Raw genomic sequence first — 21,507 nt, 5'->3', positions numbered from 1 at the left:
GAGAGAAAAAAATTGAGAGCGGAAATTATACACTGGAATTAAATACTCGACTGAAAAAAAGAGGCTCAAAATAGAGCAAAATTTAATTGAAGTAAAATAACGTGTTACAACAATGACTAACACAAAATAAAAAGCATTAAAAACGGCTTTTTATTTGAACCGTTGTGTTTAATACAAAAAACACCTTACTTTAAATTGAAAAGAAAAATTTCAAACTTTTTATCTCAAGCATACCCTTTTTATTATCAAGGGAAAGAATTATACATAATAACAGGCTTATTATTCATTATGACCCTTTTATTTGGTTATTTTTTTGAGCCTTTTGAAGTTTATCAACCTGAACATAAAATGGGATACTTTTGGATTACTTTAATACATTCATGTACTCCTGTTTTTATGGTTTTAATATTTTTTTCTTTAAAAATATCTTCATTTGAAAAAGAGAATTGGACTATAAAAAAAGAAATAATTTTAATCGCTTTGTTTTTACTTTTTGTAGGCATTGTACAATTTCTTATTAGAGATATTATCTACGATAATCCCAATAATTGGTCTTTACAATATTTTTACGAAGAGTTACGAAACACCTTTCTAGTTGGGATTTTATTTGCATTTATATTAGTACCTGTAAATCACCACAGACTAAACACTAAAAATGTCAAAAATGCAAATGCCCTTAATATTTCAAAATCAACTGCTACTATCGCTAACGAAATTTCGTCATATATAAATGAATTGGATGTTGATTCGGAAAATATTTTATACGCAAAAGCAGAAGGTAATTATGTTGAATTATTTTTAATCAACGGAAGTAAAATATTAAAAAGACTAACAATGAAAAGTTTGGAAAATATTTTGGACTCTTATTCCAACTATATAAAAACACATCGTTCTTACATTGTTAATATGAGCCAAATTGATTCTGTTTCAGGTAATGCACAAGGCTATAAATTACTACTTAAAAACTGTTCTAACATCATTCCTGTTTCAAGAAATATGATTTCAATATTTAATGAAAAGATGAATTCTCATTAAATATCTTGCTTCTCATCACTAAAGTTTGTCAGTCATCACATTTAAAAAATAACAATACTTTTTTTTAATAGTTTGATCAAAAAAATAGATTTGATGCGTAGACACGATTTAGATTGGTTAAGAGTAATAGTATTTGGATTACTAATTTTTTACCATGTGGGAATGTTTTTTGTTCCTTGGGAATTTCATATAAAAAATAATGTCATATATGATCGGTTAGTCTATCCTATGTGGTTTCTCAATCAATGGCGACTGCCCATATTATTTGTTATTTCTGGTATGGGGACCTATTATGCTTTACAAAAAAGAACCGGAGCGCAATTTACTGTGGAACGTATTAAAAGACTAGGATTACCCCTAATATTCGGAATGATTTGTATTATTTCTCCTCAAATATATTTTGAACGATTAGATAAAAATCAGTTTGCTGGAAACTATTTTGATTTTTGGCCCAGTCAATTATTTATTGGAATTTATCCAGAAGGTAATTTTAGTTGGCACCATTTATGGTTTTTGCCTTATTTGTTGGTTTTCTCAATTATATTAATCCCTTTGTTCTTCTACCTAAAAAATCATCCAAATAATAAGTTCATTTCTTGGATAAAAAGAATAACAGTTAGGCCTATAGGATTATACATTTTTATCATTCCATTATATTTCATTGAAACCTTAATCGAACCTATCTTTCCAGTTACTCATGCCTTATTAAACGACTGGTTCACTTTTATAAATTGCATAACATTATTTTTCTATGGATTTATCCTAATTTCTATAAAAGACACCTTTTGGCGTACTGCTAAAAGGTATAGAAAACACTTTTTAATAGCAGGAATATTAAGCTTTAGTATCATGCTATTTATCACACATCAATATCAAGATTCACATATAAGACATTACACAGAAGCTTTCTTTAAAATTGCTAACTTATGGTCTTGGATACTCGCTTTATTTGGATTTTCAGCCACATACTTAAATAGAAAAAGTAATTTATTAAATTATGCCAACGAAGCAGTTTACCCATTCTACATTTTACATCAGACTATTATGATTGTGATTGCCTATTACCTAATAAAATTAGATTGGTCGTTAGTTGTAAAGTCTTCAATAATGATTTTAGGCACTTTTATTTTTTCATGGTTTTTTTATGAATTCTTAATTCGTCGTTGGAAATATATTAGACCACTTTTTGGCCTAAAGAAGAAGATTAAAGTGGTACAACAAAAACGGGCACCGTGTTAAGCACTACAAAACCAAGACCTGAGCGGGATGTAGACTAAAAGAAAAGTACACCAATAATAAAAATGGTCGATTTATTGAACGTAACTATTACCAAGAGTACTTGGAGGGAAATCAAAAACGGGTAGAAAGCCGTCCGGACTATTACAAGCAAAGGCAACAGATTACCGAGTACCAGTTCGGGACGCTCAAGCGACAGTGGCATTTTACTCATACTCTGGTAAGAGGTAAAAAGAATCATAAAATTTTAAATACATATAACTTATTTAATTGAATTAATTCTCTTATTTTTATTCATAAAAGAGACTTTTTGCAAGGTCTCCCGTTCTCAGTAATTACCTATCACTGTCTAATTTGTATGCCATAAAAATATTTTCACGGAAAACAGTGTAATGTAAATAGTATTCTGTACTTACCTTTGCTTAAAAGTTCTTACTAAGAAGTCATTTAAACTTTTTCCATTTACTAAAAAATTGCCCTTTTTAGTTCATTTTTGTCTTTTTTGCCTTCCGTAGCTCTGCTATGCAACTTAAAAAAGCCTTCAAATGATTCAAAAAATGACTAATTTTCGCTTAAACACAAAAAGTTTAAATCACTTCTAAGAATAAGTTAATCATATTGTATAGAAATTTGAACAAGAAAAAATGGTATATAACTATTAGCATTAATTCTCATAATAATATAAGTAATGAAAATATTTAAACTACTAATAATTTTTAATCTAATACTAAATTATACTCCTTGTTATTCTCAAAATACAAAAATGGATAAAGAGGTAAAAGAACTCATAGCTTTAGGAAAGGATTCTATAGTAGAATTAGCATTAAAGTCCCTTAATTCTAGATCATATCAGACTAATGAAAAAGCAAGCAAGGAGAATTTTAAAAAAATAGAAGTATGCACAAACGGTAAAATAATTTATGTATCATTTTTTAATCCAATAAAATACATACCCCAAAAAACAGTTTTTTATTGTGATGTTTTAGTAGGGCTTTTAGGAGGAGTGAGTAGTAAAGATGCAGTTTCTAACCCTGCAGATTATGGTTCAACTATTCCAAACTATAAAATACCATTCTATAAAGAAACAAAAGAAATGAAGAGGAATATGCAATTTGTTTTTGAAGCAATTGACAAAAGTAATGAAATTGGATCTGTAGGTGGTATATCAAATTTTGTAGACGATATGACAATTCGCGAATATGAAAACTACTATGACATTCTTGTACTTTCAGAATCTCAAGAATCATCATACAAAATAGAAAAAATAACAGGTAAAATATATGATGATCAACATGCTCATCTTGAACCAGATCCATTTGAGATCGAAAATGAATATAAAGATATAAATTGGAATTAAGTAAAGGAATAAAACGGGTATTAAAGAATGTTTCATTAAAAACAAGAAATTAAAAAACATAGAAACTCCTACCCTACCTAATAAAATGAGGCTAAAACTCACTTAAAATTAGTCTATTAGGTTTTTCGGCATATTATATTGGCTCTTAATTGGATTCTCATTTCGAATAAATTAAAACATTTACCAAAAAATATTCTCGGCATCAAAACGGTTACTAACACAAAATAAAAAGCACTAAAAACGACTTTTTTATTCGAGCCGTTGTAACACATTTGATATATACTGTAACATATAACCGATATGTTCGTCTTATTTTTTAATCAATCTTAAAACAGAATCGGAAAATGAAAAAAACACTAATTCCCTTAATGGGAATCATTACTTTATTTACTTCTTGCAAAGAGACTCATCAAACTGAAAATATTCTAAAAAAAAGAATTGAATATTATTTAAGAGAGTGTGAAGATAATGGAGTTTCTGGTAGTATCTTAATTGCTCAAGAAGGAGAAGTATTATACTCGGGAGGACTAGGTTTAAGTGATCGAAATAAAAAAACACAAACTAACGAAGAAACCATTTTCACCATAGGCTCTATTACAAAACAATTTACTGCTTCAGCAATTCTGAAATTACAAGAGGAAGGTAAATTATCTGTAAAAGATTCTTTAGCAGGTTTCTTTGACAATGTTCCTGCTGATAAGAAAAATATTACTATTCACCAATTACTAACCCATACCTCAGGAATTATAGGAAACCTTACTAATGGAGGTGATTTTGTTTTAATTGAAAAAGAAGATTTTTTAAGTAAAGTTTTTAATTCAACTCTAGATTTCGCTCCTGGTAGTTCATATTACTATTCTAATGTTGGATACACTTTATTAACAATAATTATTGAGCAAATAACCCAACAAGATTATGAGGTATACTTAAATGACGTTTTCTTTAAAAAGGTTGGGATGGAAAACACAGGCTATATATTACCTAATTGGGATAAAAACAACATCGCATATGCTTACAAATGTGGAGAAGATAGAGGGGCACATATAGAAAAATGGAAAATAAACTCAAATAAAATATCGTATCATCAAAAAGGAAATGGGGGAATTCTATCTACACCATCAGACATGTACAAATGGTATACCACTTTAAAAGAGCATAAGATTCTTAGCGAAGAATCAACTAAATTTTTGGTAGAACCTCATGTATTGATAAACAAAAATCAGTTTTATGGTTATGGATGGGTCGTTTTAAAAAGTGATAGAAACACAAAAAAAATTGCTCATAGTGGTTTTAATGGCGTTAATTATTCCAACTTTATCAGACTTCCTGAAGAAAAAAATACCGTTATTATTTACATGACTAGTCTTGTTAGGTACGATACACGCAGAATTGGTAAAGAGATAGAAAAATTAATCTTTGATGAAAACTATGAACCTATCGTTCCTAAAATGAATAGTACTAAATATAGTGCTGGCGAAGAACCTAATAAAAACATGACTGTTATAAACAAATTTGCATCTATCTTATTGAAAATAGAGACTGAGCAAACAATAGAAAGCTTTATGAAAGCCCATATTCCTGATACTGGTAAACACAAACGTTTTAAAAATTATTTCCGTGCGATGCAAAAGGAATTTACAGATTACAAGTTAGTACACACATTAGAATACGAAGACGATACTTATGACATACTATTAGAATCAAAACGAGGAGTAATTGAAGAATTAACTCCTTGCTTTGACCTAAAATTCAATGAACAGAATCAAATTACGGCTTTTGGCTGGTGATTTAAAAACGAGTTACAGGTTGTGTTTAAAAATTACTATTTTTAGCTAAACCAAAGTTAGTTGCTTATTTATTAGCTTAATGTACCAATTGGCAGTAATTACAAAAAAATGACAGAAGTAGAGAATTTGATTTATCAGTTTGACAATACGCAAAGAGAAATAATGTTATTCTTTCATAGTATATTGACAAATGGCTATTCGTTGACAAGCAAAATAACTTTTAAGAATCCCTGCTATTACAAGAAGAGTTGGATTTGCTATTTAAAACCTCTAAAGAATGAAAAAATAGAGCTTGCCTTTATGAGAGGTAATGAATTATCAAATAATCAGGGGCTTTTAAAAAGTAACGGAAGAAAGCAACTTAGAAGTATTGAGTTTTCTAATTTGAAAGAAATTCCATTGGAAACTATTAAAGAGATTTTACATGAAGCCATATTGCTGGATGAAACAAAACCATATGAATCTAAAAGAAAAAGTTAAAATTCGGCTCTGTGTTGATCTGAAAAATTAGTATCTTTTTACACGCTATGTTACATACACAAACCATTCGTGGCAATAAAAATAATGAATTCTATGTCCAAATTATTAAAATTGAAAACAGGTGGCAAATATTAGACATAACTTAACAATTACGGCATCTGCTAAACAAGTATATGATGCAATAACATTGGAAGCTGGCTTAAAGGGTTGGTGGACACATGAAACTACTGCAAAACCACAAGAAGGACACGTAAATCATTTTAAATTCGGTGACGAATATTTCAACAAAATGAAAATTTTAAAACTGAACTCACCCAATGACGTTCATTGGGAATGTGTAGATGGAGATAAGGAATGGATTGGAACTAATTTATCTTTTGAACTGAAAGAAAAAGACGATACTACTTTCCTTAAATTTTCTCATCTAAATTGGGCAGAAGAAAGTGAATTCTTTGGATTTTGCAATCATCATTGGGGTCGATTTTTGGACAGTCTTAAATCACTATGTGAAACTGGAGAAGGCCAGCCATTTATAAAATAGGTCACTGAATATAAAAGCCTCTAATACTATGCACATTTAATTCTAAATTAGATACTTAATCAAAAGTTTGTGCTGTTTTGTATGATCATCTTGATAACAATACTAAACGATAGTAATTAAAGGACTATTAAAAAATTAAAATAGTATGAAGACAACACCCGAACATGATGCTAGAATTGCAAAAATGACATTTGCATCGGTGTATCCTCATTATGTCACAAAAGTCGAGGGCAAAGGCAGAACAAAGGAAGAACTACACCAAGTAATAACTTGGCTAACAGGCTTTGATGACAAAAAACTACAAGAACTGATTGACGAAAAAGTAACTTTTGAAACATTTTTTGTAAATTCAAAATTGAATCCAAATGCTTCTTTAATTAAAGGAGTTATTTGTGGTTATCGGATAGAAGAAATTGAAACTCCTCTAACAAGACAAGTAAGGTATTTAGACAAAATAGTGGACGAATTGGCGAAAGGCAGGAAGATGGAAAAGATTTTGCGAGAACCGAAAAATTAGTTAGTTAGTCAAGATTTGAGATGTCAATTTAAAAAACTTTATAAAGCGTAGTTACAATAACCCCTTTATCATCATTTAGAATAACAGACAATAATTGTTTTTCTTCCTTTACTTTAAAATTAAATGGTGGGGCTAATACGTTTAAACCACTTTGTTTTTTTAGTCTAATTCCCTGTCCTGAAATAATGTCTTTATTAGGTACAAAATCTCTATTAGGTAAATGCTCTGTTAAAATAACATACTTAAAACCTGTTAGCTTTCTAACTACATTTTGTACTTCTGCATTCGATACATGTTGCAGGACTTGCCTTAGTATAGCACAATCCCCAGAAGGCAAATCATCTACTGCGATATCCAAACAGTGGAACTCTAAATGTGCTTCTTTAAATTTTTCTTTATTACGCTCTATAAGACCTGCTACTATATCTACCGCAATATACTTCTTGGTATACTTTACCAATTCCTTCCCTACATTAAAATCCCCACAACCTAAATCACATACTACTAGAGGGCTTTTAAAAGAGGTTAAAAATGATGTTAAAACATTTATATATGGATTTAAGATCTCAGGATGATGCGATCCAGCACCTGAATAAAAATCAGATGTGTTACCACCCCATAGTTTCATGGCATAAACCTGTTCCATAGCATCTTTAGTTGGCCAAGGTTTCTTTATTCTTTTAGTTCCATTTTCTTTGTTCTTCATAAATACGCTATTGATCCATACAAGCTATACAAACACCTTTATACCTATTCAAATGAAATGTTAAAACTAAATAAATGCATTGCTTTGTGCTAGGCTTGCTGTTTCATAAACTTCTGTTCCGTACAACTCACATATTGAAGATTAGTGATAATTAGATAAAATGAAAGCTAATCTGTCTCAATATCTTGAAACGATGAAAAAATCACTAACAAAAACAAAGAATAACATTACATTTTATAAATCCAAGAAGCTGGATTCTCTGTTTTTGTACCTTTAGAAATTGTAAAACTCAAAATGGTTTCTCCGTTTGAAGGATTTGTAAATACGTTGCCAATAACTTGTTTGGTTAATACTTTATCTCCTTTTTTAACATTAACGCTAGATAAGTTTTTATAGATCGTTAAGTAATCTCCATGGCGAATCATTACGATGGGGTTTACGTTTTTCATTCTAAGTATTTCACTTACCTCTCCACTAAAAACAGCTCTTACTTTAGCTCCTTTTTGCGTAGCAATACGCACACCGTGACTCTTAATTGTTAATGATTTATCTATAGGGTGTCGTTGTGTACCATAACCTAATCTTACTACGCCTCTTTCAACTGGCCATGGTAATTTACCTTTGTTCGATATAAACTTAGAAGCTAAAACTCTTTCTTCGGCCGTAAGTGCAAAACTTTTCGAACTAGCCACCTTCCCTGCTTTTCTATTAGATTTAACAATAGCGGCTTTAATAATACGATCTATTTCATTATCAATTCTATCAGCTTCTCGTTGTTTTTTTCTTATTTGAGAGGCATATAACGATAAGTTCTTTTTAATTGACCTCATTAACACTTCATGTTCCTTACGCTCCGTTTCTAAAGTTTTTTGAATCTCTTTATTATCGGCAATCAATCGCTTTTTGTTTTCTTTTTGATCTTGTAAATCTCTATTTATACCTTGTAATTCAAATGTTTTAGCCTTTATAATTTCTCCTTGTTGTTTCTGGTGATCTGAATATTGTTTTATATACTGTAATCGTTTATATGCTTGTTTAAAATCGTTAGAGGATAACAAAAACATGATTCTACTTTGCTTATTTTTACTTTTATAAGACTTTACTATCATGGCAGCATAATCTTGTTTAAGCTGCTTTAATTCTTCTCTAAGCGTACTTATTTTCTTTTGATTTGAATTAATTTTACGGGTTATTAAATTAGCTTGCTGATTAGTAACTTTGATAAGATTAGATAGCACGCTTATCTTATAATTAAAATCTTCAATTAATGATATTTGTGATTTTTCTTTCGACTTATTTTCAGCCCGTAATTGATTAATTTTTTGAATTTCTCTACGTAATTCTTGCCGTCGAGATTCTAATTGCTTTTGTTTATTATTCTGTGAAAAAGCAAAAGACCCGCCTAATAAAAATGCTAGAAAAAAAATGATCGTATATGAAGACTTCTTATTTAGCATTAGAGCTTTATTTCTTTAAATCCAGATGGTATTTTAAATGGAAATCGCAATGCTTCATTTAGAGAGACATTTTTAAACTCTAAATTTATTATCGTTTCTTCATTACTTTCCAGAGCGATTACTTTTATCTTTTCTGGAAGAATCTGTTTTTCAACTTCTTGATGTGATAAATAATCAATCTGTAAATGCCTAAATTCTTTTGGTTGTGATATTTGCTGGGACTTCACTTTAAAATGTGATGGGTCTAACAAAAAGAATATCTCGAATAGCTCTCGTTGTTTTTTAGGTTGAAGAACATAAGATTTATTATCGACAGAGGCTTTATAGCCTCCATTTTTTAAATCGAAAATAGCCTCTCCTAGCAATAAATTTTGAACCTTTTGAAAATCTAATTCTGTTCCCAATAAATCACTTAAATATTTGTAATCGCCTTCAAAATAAGTGTTATCTAGTTTATTATAGAAACTTACTTTTTCTGGTGTAACTAATGCTTTTACTATCGAAAATGTGGCACTAATCCATAAAGCTTCATCTTTTTTGGCTCTAAAACTTACTGAATACGATTGCGAGTTTCCTTTTTGTATATAGGTTATTTTAAGTGTAGATTTAAGTGTTTCAAAACTAGGAACCTGTTTTGCATTTTCCTTTATTAATTGTTTTGTAGAGAGTTTATAATTAGGATCTCCTCCAGCAATTATTTTTGATGATTTACAATTAAATACTAATAGGACTAAAAGAGCTAAAGTGAATTGAGAGCGTATTTTCATTAATTTGAACTTTCTAATTGTTTTGCTTTATCACTAAACGTTTTTGCTTTTGCCGTATTGTTTAATAAACTATAGGCTTTACTTAACTGATTGTAAAAATCGGCTTCCATTTTAGTATCATCAATAATATAATCTAAACCTAGCTCTAAAGCCTCAATTGCTTTTTTGGGTTGATTTAATTTATTTAAAGCAACACCATTTATTAAATAAAATAGAGGTTGAGATGGATATTTCTGAAGCACTTCATTACTTTTTTCTTTAGCTAGGTCATACTTCTGCAAATCTATATACAGTAATAATACATTGCGTAAAACACCAAAGTTATTTGCTTCTAACTTTAATGCTGCCTCAAAGTATTCTAAAGCTTTTTCCTTATTTTTTTTAGCTAAATAGTATTGTCCTAACTCAATAAGTGTTTTACTATTATTATGGTTACCAACCATAGCTGTAGCTTCTACCAAATCTGCTTCATACTTCGGGTTATTACCAACAAAACTCACAAAATCTGTTAATACTTTAAGTTTTGCTTCTGGTTTTATTTCTTTGCTTTTAACAACAATTTTCATAGATTTAATCGCCTTTTCGGCCTCGTTATCATCTAAATAAAATTTATACAAAGCCAAATGTACTAGCTGTGAATTCGGATTAATCTTTAACAGTTCTTTAGCTGTTTCAAAGGCTTTTGCTTTTTCATTGTTTTCGCTATAACGAAAGATTAATGCCAAGTAATTAGATTCTTTATCTGGATGACTTTCTACTCGTTCTTCCAGATTCTTTATTTGATCTTTTTTACGCCCTGTTGCTTCGTAAATTTTGTTACGAATGACATCACGAGATACCGAAATTCCAAATTCTGAATCTAATTCATCCAATAACTTCAAAGCATCATCATACTTTTTAGATCTAAAATAAAGGGATGCTAAATCTTCTTTGTAGTCTGGATGATATTTAACAAGTTGCTTGATCGTTTTTATAGCTTTATCATAATCATTCTGCGATACATAAAACCCATATAACTCATCTAAAAACCATTCATTATCTGGTTCTTTGCTAACGGCTTTCTTTAATGCTTCTTCTGCTGCACCAAAGTTTTTAAGCTTATTATAATTCTTTCCTAATTCGTAATATAAAACCGGTACAGAATTATCTAATTCTATACACTTTAAAAGGGACTCAATTGATCTATCGTAATTCTCAATCCCTTTCTGCTTTAAGGCTTCATAAAAAGCTTCTTGAAACGTGTCCTCTACATTCCCTAAATCATCATCTGGTTTTTTATTAAAATCTACTTGTGCATAGCTGTTCTGTGGAAAGAATACGATTCCTAAGAGTACTAATAATATGTAGATTTTATATTTCATTTATTAATTTATTATGTGATGTCTCACTTTGTTCGACATGACGAATAAGTTTCAAATAGTGTTCCAAAACTCATTTAACGAGATTCCCTCCTACGAGGGAATGACAAAAAATTACTCTAATATTGAATAATCACCAATACTTATAGATGTATAATTGCCATCATATTTAACATGATTCCCAATCATAGCTTCATCTAAATTAGCATTTTTAATTGTGGTATTTGTTTGAATTAAACTATTCTTAACATTAGAATTCTCAATAACACTATTATTACCTATAGATACATAAGGCCCTATTGTACTATCTTTGAGAATAACATTTTCGCCAATAAAGCAAGGTTCTATAATGGTTGAGTTATCTAATTTTGCGGAAGTCGATACTAATTGTTCATCTCCATCTGACTTTAGAAAGCCTAGCATTCTTTGATTTGTTTCAATAGTTATCGCTTTGTTTCCACAGTCCATCCATTCATCAACGGTTCCTGTTTTAAATACTTTTCCTTCTGCCATCATACGTTTAATACCATCGTTAATTTGGTATTCTCCTCCATTCATAACGTTTTCATCCAGAATCTCTTGTAATTTTCCTTTTAAAACAGCAACGTCTTTAAAATAGTAAATTCCAATGACTGCCTGATCACTTACAAAGTTTTCTGGTTTTTCAACTAACTCAACAATCTCGCTATTTTTATTTAATTTAACAACACCATAAGCTTCAGGGTTCTCTACCTGTTTTGTCCAAATCACACTATCTGCTGTTGCATCTAAATCAAATTCAGCTCTAATTAATGTATCTGCATATGCGATAACTGCAGGGCCAGACAATGATGGTTTTGCACACATAATGGCATGACCTGTTCCTAAAGGTTGATCTTGACGATAAATGGAAGCTTTAGCACCTAAACTTTTAGCTAAATCTTCTAAGCTCGAAACCACATCGTCACCAAACCATGCTGGGTCTCCTAAAACAAAAGCTATTTCTTCAATAGGTTGTTTTAAGACTTTAGCAATATCTTTTACTAACCTATACACAATAGGTTGTCCCGCTACAGGAATTAATGGTTTTGGAACCGTTAAACTATGTGGACGTAGACGAGAACCTCGTCCTGCCATTGGTACTATTATTTTCATTGAATCTTGTTTTTATTCCCTCGCAGGAGGGAATCTTTTAAATTAAATTTCTATTTCAAAATAGGTTTCGACTTTAGTTTATCTTGAGCGCAGACGAAAGACTCAACCTACTACGTAACTTATTTACTTTCTTTTCAAATTTCGTTAATCGTAATTTGTCAATCACTTCACTCCCGTACTACCAAATCCACCATCACCTCTGGAAGTTTCAGACAATTCCTCTACATCAATCCATTCGGCTCGTTCGTGTTTTGCAATCACTAATTGCGCTACACGCTCACCGTTTTCAACAGTAAAATCTTCATTTGAAAGATTTACTAAAATAACCCCTATTTCTCCTCTATAATCGGCATCAACAGTTCCAGGAGCATTTAAAACGGTAATTCCTTTTTTTGCTGCTAAGCCACTACGTGGGCGTACTTGTGCTTCAAACCCTATGGGTAACTCAATAAACAATCCCGTTTTAACGATGGTACGCTCCAAAGGTTTTAACGTAATTGATTCTGATATATTTGCTCTTAAATCCATTCCTGCAGACGCTATGGTCTCGTAATTTGGTAAAGCATGATTGGATTTATTTATTATTTTAATTTGCATGTTATCGCTTTAATAATTGTTTTATTTGATTTATTTCCGAAAAATATATGATTGTCAAAAATACAATTAACATAGATATTCCCATTATATAATTCTCTCTAAATTGATAGAATGACAACCCTGAAAAACTAATAGAAAGGACTAAGTAAAGTCCAATCTTTTTAAGATTGTAGGGAATTGGATAATATTTTCTTCCAAAATAATACGATAATAGCATCATTATTGCATAAGCTACGAGAGTTGCTATAGCTGATGCTTTATAGCTATAGGCCTCGATAAATAGAATATTAATAACCAGTGTTACAACCGCACCAATAATTGAAATATAAGCTCCAAACTTGGTCCTATCGGTTATCTTATACCAAACAGATAAATTATGATAAATCCCTAAACAGAAATTTGCCAACAAAACAATTGGAACAACCCACATAGCTTCCCAATAGTCTTCACTTCTTACTATTATTGGTTTTAAAACATCAACAAAAACAACAACACTAAGTAATATAACGGCTCCAAAAGCCACGAAAAACTCCAATATTTTAGCATAGTTTTTTTGAGGATTTTCCGTTTTAGCATGACTGAAAAAGAAAGGCTCAATACCAAGTCTATAAGCTGTTGCAAACAAGGTCATAAATAATGCTAATTTATAGCAAGCTGAATACATTCCTATATGGACTTTAGCAATATTTTCGGGAAGTAGATAATCTAATAAAATGCGGTCAAAAGTTTCGTTAATTGAAAAAGCAATACCTGCAATTAAAACAGGAAGCGCATAGCGCATCATTCTTTTCCACAATTTAGAATTAAATATATATTTAGTCTTAGTATAGAACGGAAACATTAATGCTAGAGTTACTGCACTTGCTATTAAATTAGCAATAAAAATATAGCTGATTTCGAAGTTTGATTTATAAATACTTTCGAATATTGAGTCGTTAATAGCTAAGTTCTTTAAAACTATTAAGAAAAATATATTTAACCCTAAGTTAAAAACTACATTTAAAATTTTAATTATTGCATAACGCATAGGTTTTTGCATGGCTCTTAACCATGCAAAAGGGATAATAACAAGAGCATCTAGTAATAAAATCCAAATAACTAGATTAATATATTTTACATCAATACTTATTAACGATGCTATTTGATTTTGGCATATTAAGGCTATTACAAAAAAAACAATGGATGATATTATTAAAGAAATTACTGAGGTTCCTATAACACTATGTTTATCATCTTCTTTATTAAAGAATCTAAAAAAAGCTGTTTCCATACCATATGCTAAAACAACATTAAATAGTACGAAATATGAAAAAATAACCGATACTTCTCCATACTCGGCAACAGAAGATAATACACCATCGGAAGTATAAAGCGGCACTAATAAAAAACTTAACATTCGAGGAAGCACAGTTGCTAGTCCGTAAATAAATGTTTGTTTAAATAATGATTTGAGTCCGCTCAACGATTTATTTTTTATTCTGCTAAAAATACGTTTTTAGCTTATGTAAACCAAAAGATTAGCTACTACCTATTTGATGGAGCTATAGGATACTCTGTAGACGCCTTTTTGGTAATATTAGAAATTTTATAGTATAATGTCTTATTTCCTTTTTGATAGCTAATTATACATTCTGTATCATTCAATTCAAAAGGCATTTTTTTTGAAATTTTTGGGACTGAATTTCCATATTCAGCCAATGGATCACTACTCATGATAATGTCTTGCCTCTGATTAGCTTCAGATTTAAAGCGTCCTACAAAAACGGATGCACTTTTAGATTCCAACTTCACTCGCTTTCCTTTAAAATAAAGACTGTCTAAAACTATTTTGCTAGGGTTTGATTTAATTGGAATGAATACATTATAACCTGAACCGCCACCTCTAACTCCTGAAACCCAATGTTGAGAATAGACTTCTCCTATTTCTAAAGGTAGTTTATTTTCTAGTTTTTGAGTGCTGGCACATTGATAAAAACCTATTGTAATTAGCAAAAACAGTAATGAACTTGGTATATTTTTTAATGATTTCATTATAATAAGTTTAATATTTATAAATATACAATTTCAAAATTGATGCCATAAAAAAGCCTCACAAAAGTGAGGCCTGATATTATAAATACTGAAAATAAATTCTGCATTAGAAATGTAATTATTCAAAGGTTAGTGTTTTTTGAATATTTTACTTCGGTTGCTCTTCGTCTAATTATTTAAAGTTACTGTTTTTTTAGCATTTGACCTCACCTCTGTTCGGTCTAATTGTTCAACGCTTCCGCTTTTTTAGCATTTGACCTCACTCTGTTCGGTCTAATTGTTCAACGCTTCCGCTCCACCAACAATTTCTAATATTTCGTTGGTAATAGCTGCTTGACGTGCTTTGTTATATGTTAGCTTAAGTTGGTCTCTTAACTCCGTTGCGTTATCTGTCGCTTTATGCATGGCTGTCATACGTGCTCCGTGTTCACTTGCAAAAGAATCTCTAACACCCTTATAAAGCTGTGTTTTTAACGATTTAGGTATTAACTCTTCTACAATCTCTACTTTAGATGGCTCAAAAATGTAATCTGCATTATTATTTGCATCTCCTTCAACTGGAACAATTGGTAAAAACTGTTCTGTCATTATAATTTGAGTCGCTGCATTTTTAAACTTGTTATAAACGATTTCAATTTTATCAAACTCGCCTGAAACAAATTTATCCATTAATAATTCGGCAATTTCCGCAACATTATCAAAAGTCAAATCTTCAAAAACGTCACTCTTATTAGCTATAACTCTATCTTGTTTAGAGAATGCATCATTCGATTTCTTTCCTATTGCTACAACAGACACTTTTTTATCTGCATAAACAGTATCAATCAAATGTTGCGTTTGCTTAATAATGTTTGAATTAAAAGCCCCACATAAACCTCTATTAGAGGTAATAGGAACAATTAATACGTTTTTCACTTCACGTTGTGTAGAATATTTACTTCCAGAATCTGCATCTAAAGTCGCACTTAAGCTTTGTAAAAGCTCTGTTAACTTATCTGCATAAGGACGCATAGCGGTAATGGCATCTTGTGCTTTCTTTAACTTAGCAGCAGATACCATTTTCATGGCACTGGTAATCTGCATTGTTGAAGATACCGATGATATTCTGTTACGTATTTCTTTTAAATTTGCCATTTTTTCCTCTCCTAACCTCTCCAAAGGAGAGGGATTGATTCGTTAAAATTTAAAATCCCATTTCAGTTTCTCCCTTTTGGGGAGATTAAGCTCTATACTTTCCTGATAAATCTTTTGCTACAGTTGTTAATGTATCTGTAACTTCATCAGTTAATTTACCTGCTTTTAATGTACTAAGTACACCTGCATGTTTTGCTTTTAAGAATTCAATAAAATCTCTTTCGAATTCTTTTACTTTTTCTACAGGGACATCTCTTAATAAGTTTTTAGAACCTGCATAAATAATAGCAACTTGATCTTCAACAGTAAATGGATCGTTTTGAGCTTGCTTTAAGATCTCTACGTTACGTTTACCTTTTTCAATTACATTTAAAGTAACTGCATCTAAATCTGATCCAAACTTAGCAAACGCTTCCAATTCACGGAACTGAGCTTGGTCTAATTTTAAAGTACCTGATACTTTTTTCATTGATTTAATCTGTGCATTACCACCAACACGAGATACAGAAATACCTACGTTAATTGCTGGACGTACACCAGAGTTAAATAAATCTCCATCTAAGAAGATCTGTCCATCTGTAATAGAAATTACATTTGTTGGAATATATGCAGAAACGTCACCCGCTTGTGTTTCAATAATTGGTAAAGCTGTTAAAGAACCGCCACCTTTCACTAATGGTTTTAATGAATCAGGAAGGTCATTCATATCCTTAGCAATACTATCATCATTGATAACTTTTGCTGAACGCTCTAATAATCTTGAGTGTAGATAGAAAACGTCACCTGGATACGCCTCACGTCCTGGTGGACGACGTAATAATAAAGATACCTCACGGTATGCTACTGCTTGTTTAGATAAATCGTCATAAATAATTAATGCTGGACGACCAGTATCTCTAAAATACTCTCCAATAGCAGCACCTGCCATAGGAGCGTATACTTGCATTGGAGCAGGATCTGATGCGTTTGCTGCTACAATAGTAGTATAAGCAAGAGCACCTCTATCTTCTAACGTTTTAGCAATACCTGCTACAGTAGATGCTTTTTGACCTACAGCAACATATATACAATATACAGGTTCACCTGCATCATAAAATTCTTTTTGATTTAAGATGGTATCAATACAAACTGTTGTTTTACCAGTTTGACGGTCACCAATAACAAGCTCACGTTGTCCACGACCTACTGGAATCATTGCATCGATAGATTTAATACCTGTTTGTAATGGTTCTGTTACTGGCTCACGGAAAACAACACCAGGAGCTTTACGCTCTAAAGGCATTTCGTAAGTATCTCCTGTGATAGGTCCTTTCCCATCAATAGGGTTCCCTAAAGTATCTACAACACGTCCAACAATACCTTCACCAACATTAATAGAAGCAATACGTCCAGTACGTTTTACAGTAGATCCTTCTCTAACTCCTACAGAAGCACCTAATAATACAATTCCTACATTATCTTCTTCAAGGTTAAGTACAATACCTTCTAATCCACCATCGAATTCTACTAACTCACCGTATTGAGCGTTAGCCAATCCGTAAGCACGTACAATACCATCACCTACTGTTAATACTGTTCCAACTTCATCCAATGAAGCTCCTGCTTCAAAACCTGAAAGTTGTTGTTTTAAGATTGCTGATATTTCAGCTGGTTTTACTTCTGCCATCTTTAATTATGTTTAAATTTCGTTTTTAAACGCATTTCGACTGCGCTCAATGTGACAAAACGTTTTTAATTTAATGTAAATTCTCTTTTTAATTTGTTTAGTTGATTTGCAATACTTGCGTTGTATTGTATATCTCCTATGCGTAAAATGAAACCACCTAAAATGCTTTCATCTATAATGTTTTCTACTTCAACGTCTTTACCAGTAAGTTCTTTCGCTTTTGCTAAGACTTTTTTCTCTAAATCTGCTGTTAAAGCAACTGCTGTTGTAACTGTTGCTAGTTCAATGCCTTTTGATTGATCAAATAATTGATTGTATTTTAAAGCTACATGTCCTAAAATATCAATTCTATTATTATTAACTAAAGTATCTATTAAGCTTAAAGTTGTTTTATCTGATTTTTTAAAAACCTCTAATAAAACGGCTTTTTTTACTGAAGAACTGATTACAGGACTTTGAAGTGTATCGTTTAAGTCTTGACTTTCTGCAATAGTATCAGCAATTAACTTCATATCGTTATTTACAGCTTCAGCTGTTTTTTGATCTGATGCTAAGCTTAATACCGCCTTTGCGTAACGTATTGCTGCTCTTGCTCCTGCCATTATGCTTCTGTTAATGATTTTTCACCTAACATTGTTTCAACCAATTGTAATTGCTTGTCTTTGTTAGATAATTCATTACGCACTACTTTCTCTGCAATATCTAAAGATAAACCTGCTACGTGATTTTTAAGTTCAGCCATAGCCGCTTTCTTTTCACTTTCAATAGCGGCTTGCGCTTGCTGAATCAATTTATTAGCTTGATCTTGAGCTTCACCTTTAGCGTCTTCAATCATTTTATTTTTGATATCACGCGCTTCCTTCAACATCGTTTCTCTTTCTGTTCTAGCTTCTTTTAATAACTTTTGATTATCAGCTTGAAGGTTTTCCATTTCTAATTTTGCTTTTTCAGCAGAATCTAATGCATTTTTAATACCTTCTTCTCTATCATTAACTGAATCTAAAATTGGTTTCCATGCAAATTTCTTTAATAATAAAACAAGCAATACAAATAAAAGTGCTTGCCAAAAAAACAATCCTAATGAAAACTCTTCAAGTAATTTTTCCATAATTAATTTATATATCTAAAATAACTTTTGTTTAATTTTAAAAGAACAGCTATAACCAACCGTTATAGCTGTTTCTCTTTTTTGTTTGGTAATTATACTGCAAATAAAGCAGCAAATCCAATACCTTCAATTAAGGCTGCTGCAATAAGCATAGCCGTTTGAATTTTTCCTGTAGCTTCAGGTTGACGTGCAATTGCTTCCATAGCTGAACCACCAATCTTTCCGATTCCGATTCCTGCTCCAATTACTACTAAACCTGCTCCTACGATAGCTGGAATTTCCATAATATATATAATTAAAAATTAAACATTCAATATTAAATTCTCACCTTTCACTTCGGCTGTGCTTAGTGCAATGTGAGAACGATACTCTTATTATTTAATGTGCTTCATGATGATCGTGTTCTTCAACTGCTGCTCCAAAATATAATGCAGACAACATAGTGAAGATGTAGGCTTGAAGTGCTGCTACTAACAACTCTAAAATTCCTAACACAAATGCTAACAAAAATGATAACGAGCTCCCTAACCAATTTTGGAAGGTAAACATCATTGCAATTAAACTCATTAATACAATATGTCCTGCTGTTATATTTGCATATAAACGTATCATTAATGAGAATGGTTTTATAATAGTTCCTAGCAACTCAATTGGTGCTAAAATTATTTTCATTGGAACTGGTACCCCTGGCATCCAGAAAATATGTTTCCAGTAATCTTTTTTTCCTGAAAATGTCGTAATCAAATAAGTAATAATTGCTAAACAGAAGGTTACGGCAATGTTATTTGTTACATTAACACCAAGTGGTGTTAATCCGAATAAGTTTATTATCCAAACAAAGAAAAACACAGTCAATAAATAACTCATATATTTCTTATAATGTTTTTCTCCAATATTAGGGCGCGCTATATCATCACGAATATAAAGTACGATTGGCTCCAATAAACGCCCCATGCCTTTTGGCATGCCGTTATTCTTTTTATAAGCTTTAGCCATTCTACTAAACATGAAAAACATGATTAAAAATACCACAATAATCATTGTAACGTTTTTAGTTATAGAAAAATCTAAAGGTTTTTCATTAGTGGCATGATGATGATCATCTAAAACAATCTCTCCGTTTAAACCATCAACTTTATATATTTTGCCGTGATGTTGCTTATAAAAGCTCCCACCTACCTCAGCAACTGTTTCACCATGATGGAATTTAGAAGAAGAAAACACTTTTAAACCATTATCCCAAAGAATAACTGGTAATGGAAAGCCTACATGCTTATGCTCACCTTTATCTGTTGTATATGAAAACAAACCGAAATCGTAGGTGTCTTGTAAGTGATGTTGAATATAAGCTTTTCTTTCTGCCTCTTTATCGGTTTTCGATTCATCGTGACCTCCTTGTTCTTTACCAAAAGAAACAAAGGTTACTAAAAGCAGTAATAATGTAATTGGTTTTAAAGATATTTTTCTACGCATATTACTCTAAATCATAGTGGCTTAAAAATCGCTGCAAAGGTATGTTTTTATATCAAAAACAAAAACAATTTTGCTTTTTATTTTAAAGGATTGTTTTAATGAAAAAATAATCCTGACTAATCCAGTTTATTTAACCATTTACTTAAGCTTGCAGATTCTAAAATTAAACCAAAAACATAAGGCACAAAAAAAGCTGCAAACTCAAGTTTGGCGATGTTATTGTCTAGCTTATAAAAAGGATAAAACACCATGAAAAAGACAGCAAATTTTAAAAAACTGCCTGCCAAAAACAAAAAACCTAACTGACTTTTGTATTTTCTTTTAAGTAGATAAAGCACTCCAAAAATAACAATGACTAAAACAAGATTTACGATATATGATAATATGATTCTATTTTCAAAAAGCGGAAAGTTTAAAACATGTAATATGCCTAAATGAATGCAAAAAACCGCCGTTAAAAGAATAACAGCTTTTATTATAAAATTAATAAAAGGGTTCTTCATTAATTATTAATTCTATTGACTTGCTTGAGAACAGCATATAACGAAATAGCAACCCCAGAAAGTGTCATAATTATAATATATAGTTTTTCACCGTCATTATAATTAGTATCGAGCCACTTACCTAGAAGTACAAACAGGTAAATAGTGATTCCCATTTGCAGGCCTATCCCTGTAAGAATAGCAGCATTTTTAAGCTGTTTTTTCGGTTTCTGGTCTTTGTCTTTGTTGTTGTTGTCCACCTTTATTCATTTCTTTTACGGTGCCTTTCATAATACAAGTTACATTAAATGTAGCTCCAGGCTCAACAGCTAGTTTCCCTGCAACAACCTCACCTTCAATAAAAGCAGATGTTTTTAATGTTAATGTACCTGATAGCGCTAATTTTCCGGAAAATTTACCTTCAAAATAGGCATCAGTGCCATTTAAAGTTCCTTTAATTAAACCTGATTTACCAACAACTACTTTTCCTGAAGTTTTAATATTTCCTTCTATAATGCCATCAATTCTAAAATCGCCTTCGCTATTAAAATCACCAACCATTTTGGTGCCTTGCGATATAATGTTTTGACTTGGTTTTCCTTCTACCATTTGTTTTTCTTTTTTATTATCGGAGAACATAA

General features: G+C 31.2%; 24 protein-coding genes. 7 read left to right on the top strand and 17 right to left on the bottom strand.

Translation table 11 applies throughout. The features are described 5' to 3' along the window. Window positions 1-195 precede the first annotated feature (195 nt). From Q4Q39_RS18100 to Q4Q39_RS18070, 7 genes are all read left to right on the top strand, one after another. Window positions 196-1,035 (top strand): LytR/AlgR family response regulator transcription factor, encoded by an 840-nt coding sequence (locus tag Q4Q39_RS18100; RefSeq protein ID WP_303283980.1) that lies wholly within the window; start codon window positions 196-198, stop codon window positions 1,033-1,035. A 93-nt stretch (window positions 1,036-1,128) separates the two neighbouring features. Further along, on the top strand, window positions 1,129-2,274 hold the full coding sequence (locus Q4Q39_RS18095; RefSeq protein ID WP_303283979.1) for an acyltransferase family protein: 1,146 nt from the start codon (window positions 1,129-1,131) through the stop codon (window positions 2,272-2,274). A 760-nt stretch (window positions 2,275-3,034) separates the two neighbouring features. Then, window positions 3,035-3,628 carry a hypothetical protein gene (locus tag Q4Q39_RS18090; protein WP_303283978.1) on the top strand — a complete coding sequence of 198 codons (594 nt, stop codon included), beginning with the start codon at window positions 3,035-3,037 and terminating at the stop codon, window positions 3,626-3,628. A gap of 344 nt (window positions 3,629-3,972) precedes the next feature. Next, window positions 3,973-5,415, top strand: a complete 1,443-nt coding sequence (locus tag Q4Q39_RS18085; RefSeq protein ID WP_303283977.1) for a serine hydrolase domain-containing protein — start codon at window positions 3,973-3,975, stop codon at window positions 5,413-5,415. A 108-nt stretch (window positions 5,416-5,523) separates the two neighbouring features. After that, on the top strand, window positions 5,524-5,895 hold the full coding sequence (locus Q4Q39_RS18080; protein WP_303283976.1) for a DUF1801 domain-containing protein: 372 nt from the start codon (window positions 5,524-5,526) through the stop codon (window positions 5,893-5,895). Between the two features lie 121 nt (window positions 5,896-6,016). Continuing rightward, entirely contained in the window at window positions 6,017-6,436 is a 420-nt protein-coding gene (locus Q4Q39_RS18075; protein WP_303283975.1) for an SRPBCC family protein, read from the top strand. A gap of 145 nt (window positions 6,437-6,581) precedes the next feature. Further along, window positions 6,582-6,953 carry a DUF2200 domain-containing protein gene (locus tag Q4Q39_RS18070; protein ID WP_303283974.1) on the top strand — a complete coding sequence of 124 codons (372 nt, stop codon included), beginning with the start codon at window positions 6,582-6,584 and terminating at the stop codon, window positions 6,951-6,953. 28 nt (window positions 6,954-6,981) lie between these two features. Here the strand turns inward: Q4Q39_RS18070 and Q4Q39_RS18065 are convergent, their stop codons facing one another. The 17 genes from Q4Q39_RS18065 to Q4Q39_RS17985 form a co-directional block, all read right to left on the bottom strand. Then, window positions 6,982-7,659, bottom strand: coding sequence for a class I SAM-dependent methyltransferase (locus Q4Q39_RS18065; RefSeq protein ID WP_303283973.1), 678 nt, complete (start codon window positions 7,657-7,659; stop codon window positions 6,982-6,984). A gap of 227 nt (window positions 7,660-7,886) precedes the next feature. After that, window positions 7,887-9,116, bottom strand: coding sequence for a murein hydrolase activator EnvC family protein (locus Q4Q39_RS18060; protein ID WP_303283972.1), 1,230 nt, complete (start codon window positions 9,114-9,116; stop codon window positions 7,887-7,889). Continuing rightward, a complete protein-coding gene (lolB1, locus tag Q4Q39_RS18055; protein ID WP_303283971.1) occupies window positions 9,116-9,883 on the bottom strand; it encodes a lipoprotein insertase outer membrane protein LolB1 in 768 nt (255 codons plus the stop codon). Before lolB1 ends, Q4Q39_RS18060 begins: the two co-directional genes overlap by 1 nt. Further along, the gene (locus tag Q4Q39_RS18050) at window positions 9,883-11,244 is read right to left on the bottom strand and encodes a tetratricopeptide repeat protein (RefSeq protein ID WP_303283970.1); all 1,362 of its coding nucleotides are present in this window, start codon (window positions 11,242-11,244) and stop codon (window positions 9,883-9,885) included. The genes lolB1 and Q4Q39_RS18050 overlap by 1 nt, the downstream gene beginning before the upstream one ends. A 111-nt stretch (window positions 11,245-11,355) precedes the next feature. After that, window positions 11,356-12,375, bottom strand: a complete 1,020-nt coding sequence (locus Q4Q39_RS18045) for a sugar nucleotidyltransferase (protein ID WP_303283969.1) — start codon at window positions 12,373-12,375, stop codon at window positions 11,356-11,358. A gap of 162 nt (window positions 12,376-12,537) precedes the next feature. Next, window positions 12,538-12,972 (bottom strand): dUTP diphosphatase, encoded by a 435-nt coding sequence (dut, locus tag Q4Q39_RS18040; RefSeq protein WP_303283968.1) that lies wholly within the window; start codon window positions 12,970-12,972, stop codon window positions 12,538-12,540. Window position 12,973: 1 nt separating this feature from the next. Continuing rightward, window positions 12,974-14,434 (bottom strand): lipopolysaccharide biosynthesis protein, encoded by a 1,461-nt coding sequence (locus Q4Q39_RS18035; protein ID WP_303283967.1) that lies wholly within the window; start codon window positions 14,432-14,434, stop codon window positions 12,974-12,976. A gap of 62 nt (window positions 14,435-14,496) precedes the next feature. Next, the gene (locus Q4Q39_RS18030) at window positions 14,497-15,003 is read right to left on the bottom strand and encodes a hypothetical protein (RefSeq protein ID WP_303283966.1); all 507 of its coding nucleotides are present in this window, start codon (window positions 15,001-15,003) and stop codon (window positions 14,497-14,499) included. Window positions 15,004-15,276: 273 nt separating this feature from the next. Then, entirely contained in the window at window positions 15,277-16,137 is an 861-nt protein-coding gene (gene atpG, locus Q4Q39_RS18025; RefSeq protein WP_303283965.1) for an ATP synthase F1 subunit gamma, read from the bottom strand. 85 nt (window positions 16,138-16,222) lie between these two features. Beyond that, window positions 16,223-17,803 (bottom strand): F0F1 ATP synthase subunit alpha, encoded by a 1,581-nt coding sequence (gene atpA / locus Q4Q39_RS18020; RefSeq protein ID WP_303283964.1) that lies wholly within the window; start codon window positions 17,801-17,803, stop codon window positions 16,223-16,225. 65 nt (window positions 17,804-17,868) lie between these two features. Beyond that, entirely contained in the window at window positions 17,869-18,405 is a 537-nt protein-coding gene (gene atpH / locus Q4Q39_RS18015) for an ATP synthase F1 subunit delta (RefSeq protein ID WP_303283963.1), read from the bottom strand. Beyond that, complete coding sequence (locus Q4Q39_RS18010; RefSeq protein WP_303283962.1) at window positions 18,405-18,911, bottom strand: F0F1 ATP synthase subunit B; 507 nt, start codon at window positions 18,909-18,911, stop codon at window positions 18,405-18,407. The genes atpH and Q4Q39_RS18010 overlap by 1 nt, the downstream gene beginning before the upstream one ends. 92 nt (window positions 18,912-19,003) lie before the next feature. Then, on the bottom strand, window positions 19,004-19,195 hold the full coding sequence (atpE, locus tag Q4Q39_RS18005; protein ID WP_076698954.1) for an ATP synthase F0 subunit C: 192 nt from the start codon (window positions 19,193-19,195) through the stop codon (window positions 19,004-19,006). Between the two features lie 94 nt (window positions 19,196-19,289). Continuing rightward, on the bottom strand, window positions 19,290-20,384 hold the full coding sequence (gene atpB, locus Q4Q39_RS18000; RefSeq protein ID WP_303283961.1) for a F0F1 ATP synthase subunit A: 1,095 nt from the start codon (window positions 20,382-20,384) through the stop codon (window positions 19,290-19,292). Window positions 20,385-20,500: 116 nt separating this feature from the next. After that, window positions 20,501-20,887, bottom strand: coding sequence for a hypothetical protein (locus tag Q4Q39_RS17995; RefSeq protein ID WP_303283960.1), 387 nt, complete (start codon window positions 20,885-20,887; stop codon window positions 20,501-20,503). Next, entirely contained in the window at window positions 20,887-21,126 is a 240-nt protein-coding gene (locus tag Q4Q39_RS17990) for an AtpZ/AtpI family protein (protein WP_303283959.1), read from the bottom strand. The genes Q4Q39_RS17995 and Q4Q39_RS17990 overlap by 1 nt, the downstream gene beginning before the upstream one ends. After that, window positions 21,077-21,505 (bottom strand): bactofilin family protein, encoded by a 429-nt coding sequence (locus tag Q4Q39_RS17985; protein WP_303283958.1) that lies wholly within the window; start codon window positions 21,503-21,505, stop codon window positions 21,077-21,079. The genes Q4Q39_RS17990 and Q4Q39_RS17985 overlap by 50 nt, the downstream gene beginning before the upstream one ends. Between the last annotated feature and the right edge of the window lie 2 nt (window positions 21,506-21,507).

It is taken from the genome of Flavivirga amylovorans (genome assembly GCF_030540875.1).
GTDB lineage: Bacteria > Bacteroidota > Bacteroidia > Flavobacteriales > Flavobacteriaceae > Flavivirga > Flavivirga amylovorans.
The sequence above is the reverse complement of the archived record's forward strand: the minus strand, read 5'-3'. Positions and strand labels throughout refer to the sequence as shown.